Origin of the sequence: Curtobacterium sp. MCBD17_008, from assembly GCF_003234475.1 — a bacterium.
Lineage (GTDB): Bacteria > Actinomycetota > Actinomycetes > Actinomycetales > Microbacteriaceae > Curtobacterium.
Map to the genome: position 1 here is coordinate 27,305 of NZ_QKTK01000016.1, position 15,425 is coordinate 42,729.

The window sequence follows — 15,425 nt, forward strand, 5'->3', positions numbered from 1 at the left end:
CGACCCGACGCATCGACCATTCGGCGTAGGTCGTGTGGAACGATCGGCTATCGCGACGCCAGTCCTAGTCGGGATGCCGCTTGGGCGACGACTGGTCCTCGTCGGAGTCGAGCGTCTGCAACGGCGCGCTGAACCTGAGCCGGATCGGCCTCCGGACGCGTTGGTGATCCAGCGTCGAACGGAGGGTGAGGGTCGTACTCCATGGTCAGTTGAACGGCACGGGCTGTGGCTTCGTCGTACACCTCAGCGGCGACAGTGAGGGCGAAGTCGATGCCGCTGGTCACCCCGCCCCCCGTGATGACTCGACCATCACGGACCACCCGCGCATGCTCGGGCACAGCTCCGATGGTCTCGAGCAGCGAGTGGGACGCCCAGTGCGTCGTCGCCCTCTTGCCGATCAGCAGCCCTGCGGCACCGAGCACGAAGTCTCCGGTACACACGCTGGTGACGTAGCGTGCGTGCTCAGCCTGCCGCGTGACGAAGTCGATGGCTCGCTCGTCGTCGAGCAAGTCGAACGCACCCTGCCCTCCCGGGATCAAGAGCACGTCCGCCTGTGGTGCTTCGTCGAACGTCGCGGTCGGCACGATCGCGAATCCCGCGTCGGTGTCGATCGGTTCGCGGTCGTGCCAGGCCAGGTCGATGGTCGCACCGGGCAGCCGTGAGAAGAGCTGCACCGGACCGGTCAAGTCGAGCTGTGTCACGTTCGGGAACAGCAGCGCGACGAATCTGACGTGGGTGCTCATGTATACATCCTCGCTAGACCGCGGAGATCCCGGATGCCGATCCCCTACCGGAACGCCCGCGCGCCCTGGTGTCGAAGCATGTTCGGTGCCCTTCCGCCCTCTGCCGCCGTCCTCACAGACACCGAACTGACACACGTGGTCGCCGTGGGCGACCACGGCCGGGGCGTCAAGAGGCCGTGTGGTCGCGACCGCCAGGTCCTCGCTGACTACCACCCTCACGTGCGCGTCATCCTGCCCGGGCCTGACGGGAGCGTGACCGCGAGCGACCTGCTGCCGCTTGCCTTCGATCACAGCGCCGAACAGGTCTGACGAAGCGTCCGTAGGGGGATCGTCTACCGGACTGCATCCCACCCGGCTGGCAGCTGCGGGGCGACCCAGCTCGGTTGCGGCGGCCACTCGGACCAATCCGCATCGAACGGGAACGAGCCGGCGTGCACGGCAGCGGTGGCCTTCTCGCCTGTGCGTTCGATCATCAGGCGGTCTGCTTCGGAGACCAGGCCCTGGTCGGCGTAGAAGGCGAGTTCGTCTTCGTCCTTGTACCGAACCGACCAGCGACCCTCAGGGTGCCGACGTGCGACGACATCGAGAGTCCAGTCCTGACTGTCGAAGCCCATCGAGGTTCGCACCCACGGCAGCTCGAGGTTGATGTACCAGTCCGGGAGCCACTGCTTCCCGTCGTGCCAGCGCCACACCGACCACGCTGCCCCCTTCGGATGCACGCGAACCACCGGCGCTCCGAACCAGCTGTCCTCGACGTAGGAACCATCCCAGTCGGCGGGGAGGACGAGCCTTGCGTTCGGCCCGCTCCCGACACCAGCTCGACGGCGAACTGCGGCACCGACCGAACTCGTGACCACAGAGACGTCGTCGTCATCGACGAGCACTCGACCCGCGACCGCGAACGAAACCGCCCGGCCCCGGGAGCCGAAGGTGTGCAGACTACGGAGGGCTACGGATTCACCAACACGGAACGGTTCGCTCCGCACGTCTCTTGCAACGTCGTCGTGCATCCGGTGATGCTCTCACAGCAACGATGGCGCCTCACCCGTCCCGGTAGCCGATCCCCTACCGGGCGTCCGAGTGAGCGTCGTCTTCTGCGTCCAGCGAGGCCAGGTAGTCGGCGTTGCCGCGCAAGGCCGGCTTGTACCGGTCGAGTTCCGGGGCGTGCACGTGCTCCGCGAGGAGCACGAGCAGGCTCGCGAGTGCGGTGTTCGGCCGGCCAGCGGCGAAGAACGTCAAGGCCTCGAAGGCCCCGAGGGCGACGGACTCAGGGAACTCAGCCCGCGCCCGCGCGAAGGCCCGTAGCGAGTCGTCGATCCGGCCGAGGTTCCGGAGGGTGCTCCCGTACTGGAGGTAGCAGCGGCGACGAACGTCTCCGGCGAGCCCTCTTTCCATCGCTCGCTGGTAGAAGCTGAGCGCCGTCGCCTCGTCCCCCGCCGTGTCGTACGCGCCACCGAGCTCGTAGAGGACCCGAGGGTTCTCCGGGTGCTCGTCGTAGATGGGAAGCAACGCGTCGATGGTCGGTCGCATGTCCTCGCGGTTCCGGGCGGCGAAGATCGCGTCGAGCTGCGTCTCCATTGCATCAGACATGGTCAGCAGCTCTCCCTGATTCGAGCAGTCGGGCGACCGCGACGACACAGTACCGGTCGTCTCAACGGCTGGTCGTCCAGCGGGAACCAGGACCCGCCCTACGGGACGAGAGGTCGGGCGACCCCGATCCCCGAGACACGAGGTAGATGGGGTCGGGTTCGGCTAGGTTCCACTCGTGGGGATGAGGCAGCGAACGCGCATCGTGCTGGTTGCATCGATCGCGCTGCTGACGATCGTCGGAGCCGCTGTAGGGGTGCGTGTCTGGTACGACACGAATCAGCGTGAGAAGACAGACGCGGCCCTCACCGCGATGCGCGTCGTTGATCAGCGCATCGATCTTCGGAGCGTCATTCCGGATGCGAGACGCACCGAGACCGGTGTCGCGGTCAGGCCCCTGGGCGCGGGGCCGGGTCCATCCATCAACTACGCGTTCGACGCAGCGGCGACGCCAGACTGGAAGGCGCGGGTCGGCAAGCGGATGGAAGCCGCCGGATTCGGCGAGAACGGGGAGCCCTGGTTCACTCAGGTGGGCGACGAGCCCGTGTCCGTGACGATGTCCGGTGCGACCGCCGGAGGCGGCGGGCCAGTTTACTTGGTGATATCCACGTCGTGAGATGGAGCGCTGACCTTCACCGTGTTCGGGCCCACGTAGGCGCGTAGCGGATGCGTCGCCGGAGAGCTTGAAAAGCCCCGCCGAGATGTCGCACACCGATTCGCGGAGCGATTCCGCAGGGTCTCTGGCAGCACGCCATCGTCCTACCTGACGCACTGGCGATGGTCCTCGCTCAGCGCGCACTCCGCGACCCTGACGTCCGCGTGATGGCTCTCGCCACCGACCTCGGCTCCGGCTCGGAAAGCGCATTCAGCAATGCCTTCGAACGCCAAGTCGGCCGATCGCCTCTCCACTACCGCCGCCAGACAACGGCGTCTCCGTAGCCGATCTTGCTGCCGGACTCACGCCGGTGCCGTACCGCTTTCAGCCGAGCAGTAGTCCGAAACCGAGAAGGAAGGCGAACGGCGACAAGACGAAGAGGAAGACGACGAGGGCGATGGTCGCGGCCGTCACCGTGGCGACGCTCCCAGTGACGAGGGACAGGAGGCTGGCGAGGCCGACCGCTCGCCTCACGTCGCCGCCGGTTGCGACGGTGGTGGTCGCCTCCTCGAGGAGGTCGCGCATCGGGTCGTCGGTCATGGTGCAAGAGTACGGAGAGGATGACGTACGGTCGACCGGGTGCGGGCCTCCAGGCCGTCGCGGACGACCGCGAGCGGTCAGGCGGTCGCTGCCGGTGCCGCCGTGAGCCAGCGGAACGGGATCGAGATGGTCACCTCGGTGCCGCTGCCCGTGAGGGTGTGCCAGTCGATCGTGCCGCCGAGTTCGCCCTGGATGAGGGTGCGGACGATCTGCGTCCCGAGCCCCGACCCGACCTTGCCCTCCGGCAGGCCGACGCCGTTGTCGCGGACCTGGATCTCGATGTGGTCGTCGTGCCGGTTCGCCACGATCTCGACCTCGCCGTCGCGCCCGTCGAGCCCGTGCTCCACGGCGTTGGTGACGAGTTCGGTGAGACCGAGCGCGAGCGGGGTCGCGGCCTCGGACGGCAGCACACCGAACTCCCCCGTCTTCTTCGGGTGCACGGTCGTGTTGTGCGACGCCGCGACCTCGGTCACGAGCTTGAGGACCGAGTCGAACACCTCGTCGAAGTCGACGGTCTGGCTGAGCCCCGTCGACAGGGTGTCGTGCACGACGGCGATGGCGGCCACGCGCCGCATCGCGTTCTGCAGGGAGGTCCGCGCCTCGTCCGAGTGCGTGCGCCGGGCCTGGATCCGCAGGAGGGACGCCACCGTCTGCAGATTGTTCTTGACGCGGTGGTGGATCTCACGGATCGTCGCGTCCTTGGTGATGAGCTCGCGCTCCTGGTGCCGCATCTCGGTGACGTCGCGGCAGAGGACGACGGCGCCGATGCGGGCACCCTGGTCGCGGAGCGGGATCGACCGGAGGGTCACGGTGACGCCCTTCGCCTCGATGTCGGCCCGCCACGGAGCGCGGCCGGTGACCACGAGCGGCAGGGACTCGTCGACGTCGAGCTGCGCACCGAGCAGCTCCGTCGTGACCTCAGCCAGGGACTTGCGCTCGAGTTCGCCCTCGAAGCCCATCCGGTTGAACGCGCTGAGACCGTTCGGGCTCGCGAACGTGACCACGCCGTCGGTGTCGAGGCGGAGGAGACCGTCACTGGCTCGCGGCGCACCACGGCGGGGGCCAGCGGGTGCGCCGAGGTCCGGGAAGTCGCCGGTGGCGATCATGCCGAAGAGGTCGTTCGCGCTCGCGGTGAAGTTGAGCTCCTGACGGCTCGGCGTGCGCGACTCGTCCTGGTTGGAGTGGCGGGTCACGACGGCGATCGGCCGCTCGGTGGTCTCGGCGCTCTTCGCGGTCAGGCGGCGGAGCACCGGGATGGCGCGGACGCGGGTCGGGGTGTCCTCGTACCAGTCGGGCTCGGCCGAGTCGACGACGCGGCTCCCGGTGAAGCTCTGGGTGACCTGGTCGCGCCACTCCTCGCGGATCTCCTGCCCGACGATGTCGCGGTAGAACAGCGTCGCCGCCGAGGACGGCCGGGCGTGGGCGACGGCCACGAAGGACGACCCGTCGGCGGTCGGTACCCAGAGGACCATGTCGGCGAAGGACAGGTCGGCCAGCAGCTGCCAGTCGCCGACGAGCAGGTGCAGCCATTCCACGTCGGCTTCGGAGGAACGGCCTTGTGCGAGGACGAGGTCACTGAGGGTCGACACCCGCCAAGTCTAGGTCCGCCGCTGTGTGGAGACGGCGCACTCTCCACAGGCAACACCGCTCGGCGAAATGTGATGTTGCACGGCCCATACGCTCAGCCCTGGAGAAAGGGGGCCGGGGTGACGGACACGGCGCAACGGATCGACGAGGAGCCGGTCGGGAGGTACGACCAGACCGAGGAGGACCGGAGGGACCGCCATCGCGCCGAGGACGACGGGACGGGCGGCACCCACGCCGTGCCCTCATCCTCCTCGAGCGTCGTCCGAACGGTCGACCCCGGGGTGGACGTCGGCACGGACGGGACCGGCGCGGCCGTCGGCACGGACGGGACCGGCGCGGCCGTCGGCACGGCCGGGACCGGGGCGGTCCTGAGTCCGTCCGTGACCGGAGCGGCCCTGGATCCGTCCGGACCCGCGGCGGTCCTGGATCCGTCCGGGACCGGGGCTGCGCCGGGCCCGGACGAGACGCAGTCGGCTGTCGGTGCGGGTGGCGGCGGCGCGGGCACGGACCTCCCGGACGCCGGCGAGACCGCGCGGTCCCTCGCCCTGTGCGTCGCCGAGATCCTCACCGGCGCCCGTGAGGTCGACACCATCTCGCGGTGGATCACCGACGAGGTGCACCGACACCTGCAGCACCGGGCGGCGGTCGCGGCGCGTGCCCGGTCGGTGTCCCGCCACGCACGGCAGCGTGCGGTCATCCGGGTCGGCGGCGTCGTGCTCGACGGGCCCCGGGACGGCGTCGCCGAGGCGGCCGTGGTCGTCCACACCCGGAGTCGCGCCCGGGCGGTCGCCATCCGGCTCGAGGTCCGCAACGGTCGCTGGCGGGCGACCGCGATCGGGGTGCTCTGAGTGCGCGGAGCCGGGCCCGTCGAGCAGGGTCGACGTCGATCTTCCTGCCGGGCCCGACGCCGCTGCAGGTCCCCGACGACGACCCCGCTCCCGCTCCCCGCTCCCGGTCCCGGTGCCGGTCCAACGCCCGGCACCGGTCCGGGTGTCGGCCGCCCTGCCGGTGCCGGTGCGGGCGCTGGCACCGGCACCGGCACCGGCACCGGCACCGTCACCGGCACCGGGATGACGGACGGGAGGCCCGGTACCAGCTGGTACCGGGCCTCCCGTCGTGTCGTGCGGAGCGTCAGCCCTTCTTGGCGGCCGCCCGGCGCTCGGCGCGGTTGTTCGCGTCAGCCTGCCCGGTGGCGGTCGCGGCGGAGCCGAAGGCCGAACCCCGCTCGGGGCCCGCCGCTTCCTGCTCGGCCTGCTCACGCTGCGCGCGCGCCGTCGCTGCCTGCTCGAGGCGCCCGGCCTCGTCGCGGACCTCGACCTCGCCGTCGATGGACGGCGCCGAGTACTCGAGTCCGGCGTTCTCACCCTCCTCGCCGAGGCCCTTCGCCTCGATGACGGCGTTGTCGCCGTCCGACTGGACCTGCACCTCGAGGTTGAAGAGGAACCCGACCGACTCCTCGCGGATCTGGCCCATCATCGTCTGGAACAGCGCGTAGCCCTCGCGCTGGTACTCGACGAGCGGGTCACGCTGCGCCATTGCGCGGAGGCCGATGCCGTCCTTGAGGTAGTCCATCTCGTACAGGTGGTCGCGCCAGCGGCGGTCGATCACCGAGAGGACGACGCGACGCTCGAGCTCACGCATCGCCTCTTCGCCGAGGGTCTCCTCGCGCTTCTGGTAGGCGAGCTGGGCGTCGGACAGGATCTCCCGCGCGAGGAAGTCCCGCGTGGCCTTGCCCTTCGAACCGGCCTCGGTGATGACCTCGTCGATGGTGATCGAGATCGGGAACAGCGTGCCGAGCTCGGTCCACATGGCGTCGAGGTCCCAGTCGTCCGGGGAACCCTCGCCGGTGTGGGTGTCGATGACGTCGTCCACGACGCTCTTCAGGAACGACTGCGCGCGCTCGTGCAGGTCGTCGCCCTCGAGGATGTGGCGGCGGTCGCTGTAGATGGCCTCGCGCTGGCGGTTCAGGACGTCGTCGTACTTCAGGACGTTCTTGCGGATCTCGGCGTTCCGGCCCTCGACCTGCGCCTGTGCGGAGCGGATCGCGCGCCCGACGAGCTTGTTCTCGATCGCCAGGTCGTCCGGCACGTTGCCGCGGCCCATGAGGCTCTCGGCGGCACCGGAGTTGAACAGCCGCATGAGGTCGTCGGTCAGCGACAGGTAGAAGCGGCTCTCGCCGGGGTCGCCCTGACGACCGGAACGACCACGCAGCTGGTTGTCGATGCGGCGGGACTCGTGCCGCTCGGTCCCGAGGACGTAGAGACCGCCGGCTTCCCGGACCTTCTCGCTCTCCTCCTCGACGGTGGCCTTCATCGCCGAGAAGACCTTGTCCCACTCGGCTTCGTACTCCTCCGGCGTCTCCGTCGGCGACAGGCCCTTCGCGTGCATCTCCTGCACCGCGAGGAACTCGGCGTTGCCACCGAGCATGATGTCGGTTCCACGACCGGCCATGTTCGTCGCGACCGTGACGGCGCCGGCGCGACCGGCCTGGGCGACGATCGCGGCTTCGCGCGCGTGGTTCTTCGCGTTGAGGACCTCGTGCTTCACGCCCTTCTTGGCGAGGAGCTTCGACAGGTACTCGGACTTCTCGACGCTCGTGGTACCGACCAGGACCGGCTGGCCCTTCTGGTGACGCTCCTCGATGTCGTTCGCGACCTGCTCGAACTTGGCCTGCTCGTTCTTGTACACGAGGTCGGTCTGGTCGATGCGCTGCATCGGGCGGTTCGTCGGGATCGGGACCACGCCGAGCTTGTACGTGGACATGAACTCCGCCGCCTCGGTCTCGGCGGTACCGGTCATGCCGGAGAGCTTCTGGTACAGGCGGAAGTAGTTCTGCAGGGTGATCGTGGCGAGCGTCTGATTCTCGGCCTTGACCTCGACGCCCTCCTTGGCCTCGATCGCCTGGTGGATGCCCTCGTTGTAGCGGCGGCCCATCAGGATGCGGCCGGTGTGCTCGTCGACGATGAGGACTTCGCCGTTCATCACGACGTAGTCCTTGTCGCGCTTGAACAGGGCGACGGCCTTGATGGAGTTGTTCAGGAAGGAGATCAGCGGGGTGTTCGCCGACTCGTACAGGTTGTCGATGCCGAGGTAGTCCTCGACCTTCTCGATGCCGGGCTCGAGCACACCGACGGTGCGCTTCTTCTCGTCGACCTCGTAGTCCTCGCCCGGGGTGAGCCGCGTGGCGATGGAGGCGAACTCGGTGAACCAGCGGTTCGCCTCGCCCGACGACGGGCCGGAGATGATGAGCGGCGTCCGGGCCTCGTCGATGAGGATCGAGTCGACCTCGTCCACGATGGCGAAGAAGTGGCCGCGCTGGACCATGTCCGACGCCTGCCACGCCATGTTGTCGCGCAGGTAGTCGAAGCCGAACTCGTTGTTCGTGCCGTAGGTGATGTCGGCGGCGTACTGCTCGCGGCGCTCGGCCGGCGACTGGCCCGCGACGATGCAGCCCGTGGTCATGCCGAGGGCGCGGAAGACGCGGCCCATGAGCTCCGACTGGTACGACGCGAGGAAGTCGTTGACCGTGATGACGTGCACGCCGCGCGACGGGATGGCGTTCAGGTACGCCGCGGTCGTCGCGACGAGGGTCTTGCCCTCGCCGGTCTTCATCTCGGCGATGTTACCGAGGTGGAGCGCCGCGCCGCCCATCAGCTGCACGTCGAAGTGCCGCATGCCCAGGGTCCGCTTGGAGGCCTCGCGCACGGCGGCGAACGCCTCGGGCAGGAGGTCGTCGAGGGTCTCGCCGTTGGCGTACCGCTCGCGGAGCTCGGTCGTCTCCTCGAGGAGTTCCTCGTCCGTCAGACTCGCGAAGTCGTCCTCGAGGTCGTTGATCGCCGAGGCGTACGCCTTCAGCCGACGGAGGGTCCGCCCTTCACCGATGCGGAGGACCTTCTCCAGCACGTTTGCCACGTGAGCTCCTTACGAAGTCGTCGTGCGCGGTCCGCGCGCCCGATCAGCCAGTCATGCTAGCAACCCGCCGCAGCCCGGCGCTGGGAGCAGGACGAGTGCACGCCGGACAGCACGAGTGCGCACGGTCCGACCGGACCGTGCGCACTCGGGATCGGTGTCACGCGTTCGCGGAGGTCGTCTCCTCGACCAGGACGTGCTCGCTCCCCCGGGCGTCGGCGCCCGGGTTCTCGTCGATGCCGATGACGCCGTAGTCCCAGCCCTTGCGGCGGTAGACCACGCTCGGCCGGTGGGTCTCGGAGTCGACGAACAGGTAGAAGTCGTGTCCGACGAGCTCCATGTGGTACAGCGCGTCGTCGACCGTCATCGGGGCGGCCTCGAACACCTTTTGACGGATGACGACGGGCGAGTACGCCTGGTCGTCGTCCTCGTGGTCCGCTGCCTGGTCGACGTCGACCACGGGAACGGCGCCCGTGGCGACCTCCTCGATGAGCTTGCCGTCGGCGGGCTCGACCCCCATGCCCTCGAAGCCGGCACCGGCGGCCTCGGCGACGGACGTCGGGCGGTGGCGCCCGCGGTGCACCTTCTTGCGGTCTCGAGCCCGGCGCAGGCGCTCGGCGATGCGCGCGAAGGCCAGGTCGAATGCCGCGTACTTGTCCGACGCGGCGGACTCGGCCCGGACGAGCGGTCCGGGTCCGATGATGGTCAGCTCGACGCGGTCCTCGCCCTGCGCCCCGCTGCTCTTCTCGTGGTGCCGACTCAACCGCACCTCGAACGCGAGGGCCCGGTCGGCGAGGGCGTCGATCTTCTCGGACTTCTGCTCCACGTAGGTCCGGAATCGGTCGGTCACTCCGACGTTCCGGCCCGTGATCGTCACGTCCATGGCGGCTCCCATCCACTTTCGGCGGTTCGCCTCCGTCCGGCGAACACCAACGCCTTGCCGCGAGGCTAGACCCTGCCGCCCGAGCGGGTGCTCGCGTCGGGCGGTCGGGCGGGGACACCCACCGGATGCCCAGGGGACACTCGGCGTTCACACCTCGACGCTCGCAACCGCGACGCACCGGACCACACGTCCGCCCGCGGCCCGCACTGCTCGGACCGCCTCGGCCATGGTCACCCCGGTCGTCACGACGTCGTCCACCACGACGACGTCCCGCCCGGCGACGAGCGCGGGGGCGCTGAGGGTGCCGACCGTGGCGGCGACGCGCTCGATGCCGGTGCGCTCCTTCTGTCCGCCACCGCCCCCGTGCGGGTCGGCGCCCCCGCGAACGGTCCCCGCCGCCCGGTCCGCACCCGGCAGCGCCGCCGGGACGGCGACCCGTCGGAGGGCGGGGGCTCGCCGCACGCCCGCGCGGCGGAGCACCGTCACCACGGGGTCGAACCCACGACGGCGGTGCCCGCGCGCCGACGGGGGCACCCGCAGGACGACCGCGCCCGGCGCCGCGGCGAGCGCCGACCGCACCAGGTCGGCCGTCCGGTCCGTCAGGGGTGCGACGACGTCCACCCGGCCGCGCAGCTTCCACTCGAGCACGAGCGTCCGTACGAGTCCCTCGTACTCGTACGCCGCGTCGAGTCGGACCCCCGCGACGAGCCGGGTCCGTCCGGGGAGGGCCGCGAGCGTCCCCCGGCAGGTGTGGCACAGCGCCCGGTCGGGCGCACCGCACCCGACGCAGTCGACGGGCAGGAGCACGGCGAGCACCGCGCCGACGGCGTCACGCCATGGATGGTCCGCGCCGGGGACACGACCGGGGACACGACCGGCGACCGGACCGGGCTCGGCCGGATCCGGGGCGGAGGCACGGCCGACGTCAGGAGCAGGCGCGGGCCCGGGCACGGGCACGGGCCCAGGTCCAGGTCCAGGTCCAGGTCCAGGTCCAGGTCCAGGTCCAGGTCCAGGTCCAGGTCCAGGTCCAGGTCCAGGTCCAGGTCCAGGTCCAGGTCCAGGAGCGTGCGGTACCACGGACGGCAGCTGTGGGGACGACATGACCCGATGCTCGCCCGGCGGAGTGCCGTCGGGGTGCGCCGCCCGGCGGACTGTGGACGGGCCTCCCGGCCGGCCCCGCCGTGACGGGGAGGCGCTCAGCGCTGGATGCCGAGGACCTCGGCGTCGACGCCGGTGGTGTCCCACCCTCCGCCGGTCGACTGCAGCACCGACCCGTCGGTCATCCGGAGCAGCAGCGCACCACCGCTCCCCCCGGCGATGGTCGTCGCCGTGCCGCCGGGCTTCGCGAGCGTCTCCGGCTGGCCGCCGACCGTCGTCCGGACGACGCTCGCCCCCGTGCTCGTCCGACCGACGGACGCGACGTCGAGTTCGTCCACCCAGGTCGCGCTCACCGGGTCGCCAGCCGCGGCCTGGACGCGCACCGGCGGACCGAGGGACGTCGGGGCGCGGTCCGAACCCCTCGTGATCGCGACCACGTACAGGGCAGCACCGTCGTCGGTGTCGAGGAGCGCGAGCGCACGGGTGGAGTCACGGGAGACCTGGAAGGACACGAGCTCCCCCTCCGGCAGGGTCGAGGTGACCTGGTGCGGGTCGCCGCCGGTGCCGTACGCCGTGATCGACCGGGCGTCGGAGCGCTCCGCCACCCACACGAACCCCTGGTCGTCGATCGACGGGGGCACGAGGTCGTCCCGGGTGTCGACCCGGAGCGGGTCCTTGCCGCTGCGCACGACGAACACGCCGTCGCGGTTGCCGACCGCGGCGAGCGTGCCCGAGGCGGACAGCGCGAGCGACCGCGGGTCGAGCGCGGCGATCCGGCCGCTCATCCCGCCGCCGAGGCCGGTGACGTCCCCCGTGCTCGGCGTCGCGAAGCCGGCGGCGCCGTCCTGCACGACCAGGGGCCTCGCGTCGACGTCGGGGTTCCGCTGGGCACTCGTGCCGCTCGAGTCCGGTAGGGGCACGGGCACGCTCTCGACGGTGAGGTCGACGGAGGAGACGGTCGCGATGGAGGACAGCGAGTCGGTGAGCTGCTCCCGCATCCGGACCTTGTCGACGGTGGTCGCGCGCAGCGCCTCGCTCGACAGGTCGACCTGGGCGCTGCCGCTCTCGATCGTCACCGCGTTGAGCGAGAGCTGAGTGCCCTCGGGGAAGGACGAGACCACGGTGCCCTCGAGCCACTCGGCGGGGCCGGCGAGGAGCGCGCTGACGATCCGCGTGCTCGTCGAGGACCGGGCGAGGAACCACCGCTCGTCCGGCACGAGGTACCGGTACGTCGGGTCGTAGAAGTAGAGCGCGTGCGGCTGGAACACCGAGACGAAGTTGATCGGGGACAGGATGATGCCGTCGGGGGCGTAGGCGATCCGCCACTCACCGTCCTCCCGCGTGAACTGGAACGTCAACGTCGACGAGGTCGGGCGGACCGCCTGGGTGTACTCGCCGTCCGCGTCGACCGAGGCGCTCGCGCTGAGCGTGTAGGTGAGCTCACGCGTCCCGACCCGCTCGACCTGCCCGTCACCCTGCCGGATCGTCACGCCCTGGCGCGGGTTCCACTTCTGCGAGAAGCCGGCGCTGAGGAACTCCCGGGCGACGGCGTAGTCGTTCTGGGCGCCGGTCGCGGCGTCGATGAACTGGGTGAGCAGCTCGGTCTGGTCGGATCCGGCCTCGGGGCCGGAGGGGCGGTAGTCCACGCCGCCGGACTGCGACTCGTCCGTGATCGACCGCCCCGCGCGGACCGGCCCCTCCTCGGGGATCGCAGCGCAGGCTGTGACGCCGAGGAGCGTCACGGCGGCGAGCGCCGTCGCGAGCAGGCGTCGGAGTCGCCGGGCTCCGGGTCGAGCGGTCCTGGTCATGGTCGGTCCTCCGGTGCGGTGGGTCCGTCGTACGACTCGTCGAGTGCGGGCAGCGGGATGGCCGAGGTCGCCGGAGCCTCGTCGGTACGGCGCGGCAGGACGAGCACGAACGCCGATCCCTCCCCCGGTCGGGACCAGACGTCGATGCGGCCGCCGTGCAGCTGCGCGTCGCCCAGGCTGATGGCGAGGCCCAGCCCCGTGCCGCCGATGGTGCGTTTGCGGCTGGGGTCGGCCCGCCAGAACCGGTCGAACACCCGGGCGGTGTCCTCGGGCGGCATCCCGACGCCGCGGTCCCGGACCGCGATCGCGACGGAGCGCGAGTCGCTGTCGACCACGACGTCGACCGGGCGGCCGTCACCGTGCTCGACCGCGTTGCCGACGAGGTTGCGGAGCACCCGACGGATCCGGCGGCCGTCGAGCTGCATCGGCGTGTGCCCGCCGGGGCTGGCGAAGCGGAGTTCGATGCCGACCCGTTCGGCGAGCGGACGGAACTCGTCGACGATGTCGGCCGTGAGCGCGGCCGGGACGACCGGCTCGGTCTCGAGCTCGACGGCCTGGGCGTCGTACCGCGAGATCTCGAGGAGGTCGGCGAGCAACAGCTCGAACCGGTCGACCTGGGCGTGCAGCAGCTCCGCGGAGCGGGCGGCGGCGGGTTCGAAGGCGTGCCGGGCGTCGTACAGCAGGTCCCCGGCGAGGCGGATGGTGGTGAGCGGGGTGCGCAGCTCGTGGGAGACGTCGGACACGAAGCGCTGCTGCACGCGGGAGAGTTCGGCGAGCTGGGTGATCTGCCGGCTCACCGCGTCCGCCATGTCGTTGAAGCTCCGGGCGAGGGTGGCGATGTCGTCCTCGCCCCGGACCGGGATGCGTTCGTCGAGGCGCCCCGCGGCGATCTTCCGACTCGTCTCGGCGGCACCGCGGATCGGCAGGACGACGAGCCGCACCACGAGGGACGTGACGAGGGCGATGAGGACGATGAGCGCGACACCGCCGATGGACAGCGTCTGCGACACGAAGTCCAGGGTCTGCTGCGCGTCGGACAGGTCGTAGACCAGGTACAGCTCGTACTGGCCGGCGCTCGGGATCTGCAGCGTGGACCCGACGGCGAGACCGGGGCCGCGTCCGTCCGGCCCGTCGAGCCGCACCGGTTGCAGACTGAGTTCGCCGGTGTCCGCGGCGACCCGCTTCCGGAGTTCGTCCGTGATGACGGCGTCGGGGAACCGGGTGCTCGCGACGTTCTGCAGGATCTGCGGGGTCGGTTCGCCGGGTGTCCGCTCGATCGCGATGCTCGTGCCGCCCGGGCTCGTCGTGTTCGAGAGGATCGCGTTCTGCGCTTCGCTCTGCAGGGACTCGAGTTCGGTCTGGTTGTTGTCCTCGGCCGCGGTGGCGGCGTCGAAGATCCCCTGCGCGACGATGGTGGCGCGCGCCGACTCGGCCTCGATCTGGTCGCGACGCTGCGCGTACACGTTGTTCGAGATGCTGACCATGACGGCGGTGCCGATGACCGCGACGGCCAGACCGGTGGTCGCCACGGTGATCGCGACGGACCGGACCATGAGCGAGCGGCGCCACAGGTAGGCGATCCCGCGCCAGACGCGGCGGAGCCAGTACCGGGCCCGCCGGCGCACCCGGCGGAGCGGCACCGGGACCGACGTCGACGGCACGGCCGTCAGCTCTGCGCGCCGGCCCGGTACCCGACGCCGCGGACGGTGGTCACGATGCGCGGGTTGTCCGGGTCGTGCTCGATCTTCGCGCGGAGGCGCTGCACGTGCACGTTCACGAGCCGGGTGTCCGCCTTGTAGTGGTAGCCCCAGACCTGCTCGAGGAGCATCTCGCGGGTGAACACCTGGCTGGGCTTCTCGGCGAGGGCACGGAGCAGGTCGAACTCGAGCGGGGTGAGCGCGATGGGCCGGTCTCCGCGGCGGACCTCGTGTCCGGGGACGTCCACGACGAGGTCGCCGACGTGCAGGACGGTCGCGTCCGACGCGGACGGCCGGAGCCGGGTGCGGATGCGCGCGACGAGCTCCTTCGGGTTGAACGGCTTCACGACGTAGTCGTCGGCGCCGTTCTCGAGTCCCGCGACGACGTCGGCGGTGTCGCCCTTCGCCGTGAGCATGATGATCGGCGTGCCGCTCTCGGCGCGGATCCGGCGGCACACCTCGATGCCGTCGATGCCCGGCAGCATGACGTCGAGCAGCACGAGGTCGGGCTTCGTGGCGTGGAACGCGTCCACGGCGTCGTTGCCGTCGGCGCTGAAGTCGGCCTCGTAGCCCTCCGAGCGGAGGACGATGCCGATCATCTCGGCGAGGGCATGGTCGTCGTCGACGACGAGGATGCGCGGTGTCATGGGATCGGGACTCCGAGGGGCAGGGCGGGGGTGCCCGGGGACGGGCACGCTCCGCTCACGATAGCCGAGCCCTCATCGGCGCACGTTTTCCGACAGGATGGACACGGTCGCCGCGTCCGGCGGCGACCGGACGACGGGGGACGGCGCATGGTCGACGGCGGATGGCACGTTCCGGGGGCGGGGACGCCACCGGAGCACACGGGCGGGCCCGAGCGCGCGTCCGGCGCACCAGGGTGGCCCGCGCAGGGCGGTCACGGCGGCCCGGGAGGCC

Annotated in this window: 14 protein-coding genes; 3 read left to right on the forward strand and 11 right to left on the reverse strand. The window is 70.7% G+C overall.

Annotated features, from left to right (window positions below; translation table 11 throughout):
• Nucleotides 1-47: 47 nt before the first annotated feature.
• Nucleotides 48-743, reverse strand: coding sequence for a DJ-1/PfpI family protein (locus DEI95_RS13825; protein WP_110911071.1), 696 nt, complete (start codon nt 741-743; stop codon nt 48-50).
• Between the two features lie 33 nt (nt 744-776).
• On the opposite strand from DEI95_RS13825, the gene DEI95_RS13830 reads away from it, so the two are divergent.
• A complete protein-coding gene (locus DEI95_RS13830) occupies nt 777-1,052 on the forward strand; it encodes a hypothetical protein (protein WP_146243681.1) in 276 nt (91 codons plus the stop codon).
• A gap of 23 nt (nt 1,053-1,075) precedes the next feature.
• Here the strand turns inward: DEI95_RS13830 and DEI95_RS13835 are convergent, their stop codons facing one another.
• Both DEI95_RS13835 and DEI95_RS13840 read right to left on the reverse strand, forming a co-directional pair.
• Complete coding sequence (locus DEI95_RS13835; RefSeq protein WP_111060608.1) at nt 1,076-1,753, reverse strand: DUF402 domain-containing protein; 678 nt, start codon at nt 1,751-1,753, stop codon at nt 1,076-1,078.
• A 55-nt stretch (nt 1,754-1,808) separates the two neighbouring features.
• Nucleotides 1,809-2,333, reverse strand: coding sequence for a tetratricopeptide repeat protein (locus DEI95_RS13840; RefSeq protein WP_111060628.1), 525 nt, complete (start codon nt 2,331-2,333; stop codon nt 1,809-1,811).
• A 175-nt stretch (nt 2,334-2,508) separates the two neighbouring features.
• Here DEI95_RS13840 and DEI95_RS13845 point away from each other — a divergent pair, with 175 nt between their 5' ends.
• The gene (locus DEI95_RS13845; RefSeq protein WP_111060609.1) at nt 2,509-2,946 is read left to right on the forward strand and encodes a hypothetical protein; all 438 of its coding nucleotides are present in this window, start codon (nt 2,509-2,511) and stop codon (nt 2,944-2,946) included.
• A 363-nt stretch (nt 2,947-3,309) separates the two neighbouring features.
• Here DEI95_RS13845 and DEI95_RS13855 read toward each other — a convergent pair whose 3' ends face one another.
• On the reverse strand, nt 3,310-3,525 hold the full coding sequence (locus DEI95_RS13855; RefSeq protein WP_110889908.1) for a hypothetical protein: 216 nt from the start codon (nt 3,523-3,525) through the stop codon (nt 3,310-3,312).
• 77 nt (nt 3,526-3,602) lie between these two features.
• A complete protein-coding gene (locus DEI95_RS13860; RefSeq protein ID WP_110824482.1) occupies nt 3,603-5,114 on the reverse strand; it encodes a sensor histidine kinase in 1,512 nt (503 codons plus the stop codon).
• Between the two features lie 117 nt (nt 5,115-5,231).
• Between DEI95_RS13860 and DEI95_RS13865 the strand changes: the two genes are divergently transcribed.
• Nucleotides 5,232-5,960, forward strand: coding sequence for an Rv3235 family protein (locus DEI95_RS13865; protein WP_111060610.1), 729 nt, complete (start codon nt 5,232-5,234; stop codon nt 5,958-5,960).
• Between the two features lie 283 nt (nt 5,961-6,243).
• Here DEI95_RS13865 and secA read toward each other — a convergent pair whose 3' ends face one another.
• From secA to mtrA, 6 genes are all read right to left on the reverse strand, one after another.
• Nucleotides 6,244-9,024: a preprotein translocase subunit SecA gene (gene secA, locus DEI95_RS13870; protein ID WP_111060611.1), complete on the reverse strand. Its 2,781-nt coding sequence runs from the start codon at nt 9,022-9,024 to the stop codon at nt 6,244-6,246.
• A 157-nt stretch (nt 9,025-9,181) separates the two neighbouring features.
• Nucleotides 9,182-9,904 (reverse strand): ribosome hibernation-promoting factor, HPF/YfiA family, encoded by a 723-nt coding sequence (hpf, locus tag DEI95_RS13875; RefSeq protein WP_258365945.1) that lies wholly within the window; start codon nt 9,902-9,904, stop codon nt 9,182-9,184.
• A 147-nt stretch (nt 9,905-10,051) separates the two neighbouring features.
• Nucleotides 10,052-10,861 carry a phosphoribosyltransferase family protein gene (locus DEI95_RS13880; protein WP_146243683.1) on the reverse strand — a complete coding sequence of 270 codons (810 nt, stop codon included), beginning with the start codon at nt 10,859-10,861 and terminating at the stop codon, nt 10,052-10,054.
• Between the two features lie 239 nt (nt 10,862-11,100).
• On the reverse strand, nt 11,101-12,810 hold the full coding sequence (locus DEI95_RS13885; RefSeq protein WP_111060613.1) for a GerMN domain-containing protein: 1,710 nt from the start codon (nt 12,808-12,810) through the stop codon (nt 11,101-11,103).
• A complete protein-coding gene (gene mtrB, locus DEI95_RS13890; RefSeq protein ID WP_258365944.1) occupies nt 12,807-14,471 on the reverse strand; it encodes an MtrAB system histidine kinase MtrB in 1,665 nt (554 codons plus the stop codon). The genes DEI95_RS13885 and mtrB overlap by 4 nt, the downstream gene beginning before the upstream one ends.
• Nucleotides 14,472-14,476: 5 nt before the next feature.
• A complete protein-coding gene (gene mtrA / locus DEI95_RS13895; RefSeq protein ID WP_110824488.1) occupies nt 14,477-15,154 on the reverse strand; it encodes an MtrAB system response regulator MtrA in 678 nt (225 codons plus the stop codon).
• Between the last annotated feature and the right edge of the window lie 271 nt (nt 15,155-15,425).

What these genes read in the sequence shown, in the direction of transcription:
- DEI95_RS13825 (WP_110911071.1), bottom strand. Translation starts at nt 743, where the DNA reads ATGAGCACCCACGTCAGATTCGTCGCGCTGCTGTTCCCGAACGTGACA.
- DEI95_RS13830 (WP_146243681.1), top strand. Translation starts at nt 777, where the DNA reads ATGCCGATCCCCTACCGGAACGCCCGCGCGCCCTGGTGTCGAAGCATG.
- DEI95_RS13835 (WP_111060608.1), bottom strand. Translation starts at nt 1,753, where the DNA reads ATGCACGACGACGTTGCAAGAGACGTGCGGAGCGAACCGTTCCGTGTT.
- DEI95_RS13840 (WP_111060628.1), bottom strand. Translation starts at nt 2,333, where the DNA reads ATGTCTGATGCAATGGAGACGCAGCTCGACGCGATCTTCGCCGCCCGG.
- DEI95_RS13855 (WP_110889908.1), bottom strand. Translation starts at nt 3,525, where the DNA reads ATGACCGACGACCCGATGCGCGACCTCCTCGAGGAGGCGACCACCACC.
- hpf (WP_258365945.1), bottom strand. Translation starts at nt 9,904, where the DNA reads ATGGACGTGACGATCACGGGCCGGAACGTCGGAGTGACCGACCGATTC.
- DEI95_RS13885 (WP_111060613.1), bottom strand. Translation starts at nt 12,810, where the DNA reads ATGACCAGGACCGCTCGACCCGGAGCCCGGCGACTCCGACGCCTGCTC.
- mtrA (WP_110824488.1), bottom strand. Translation starts at nt 15,154, where the DNA reads ATGACACCGCGCATCCTCGTCGTCGACGACGACCATGCCCTCGCCGAG.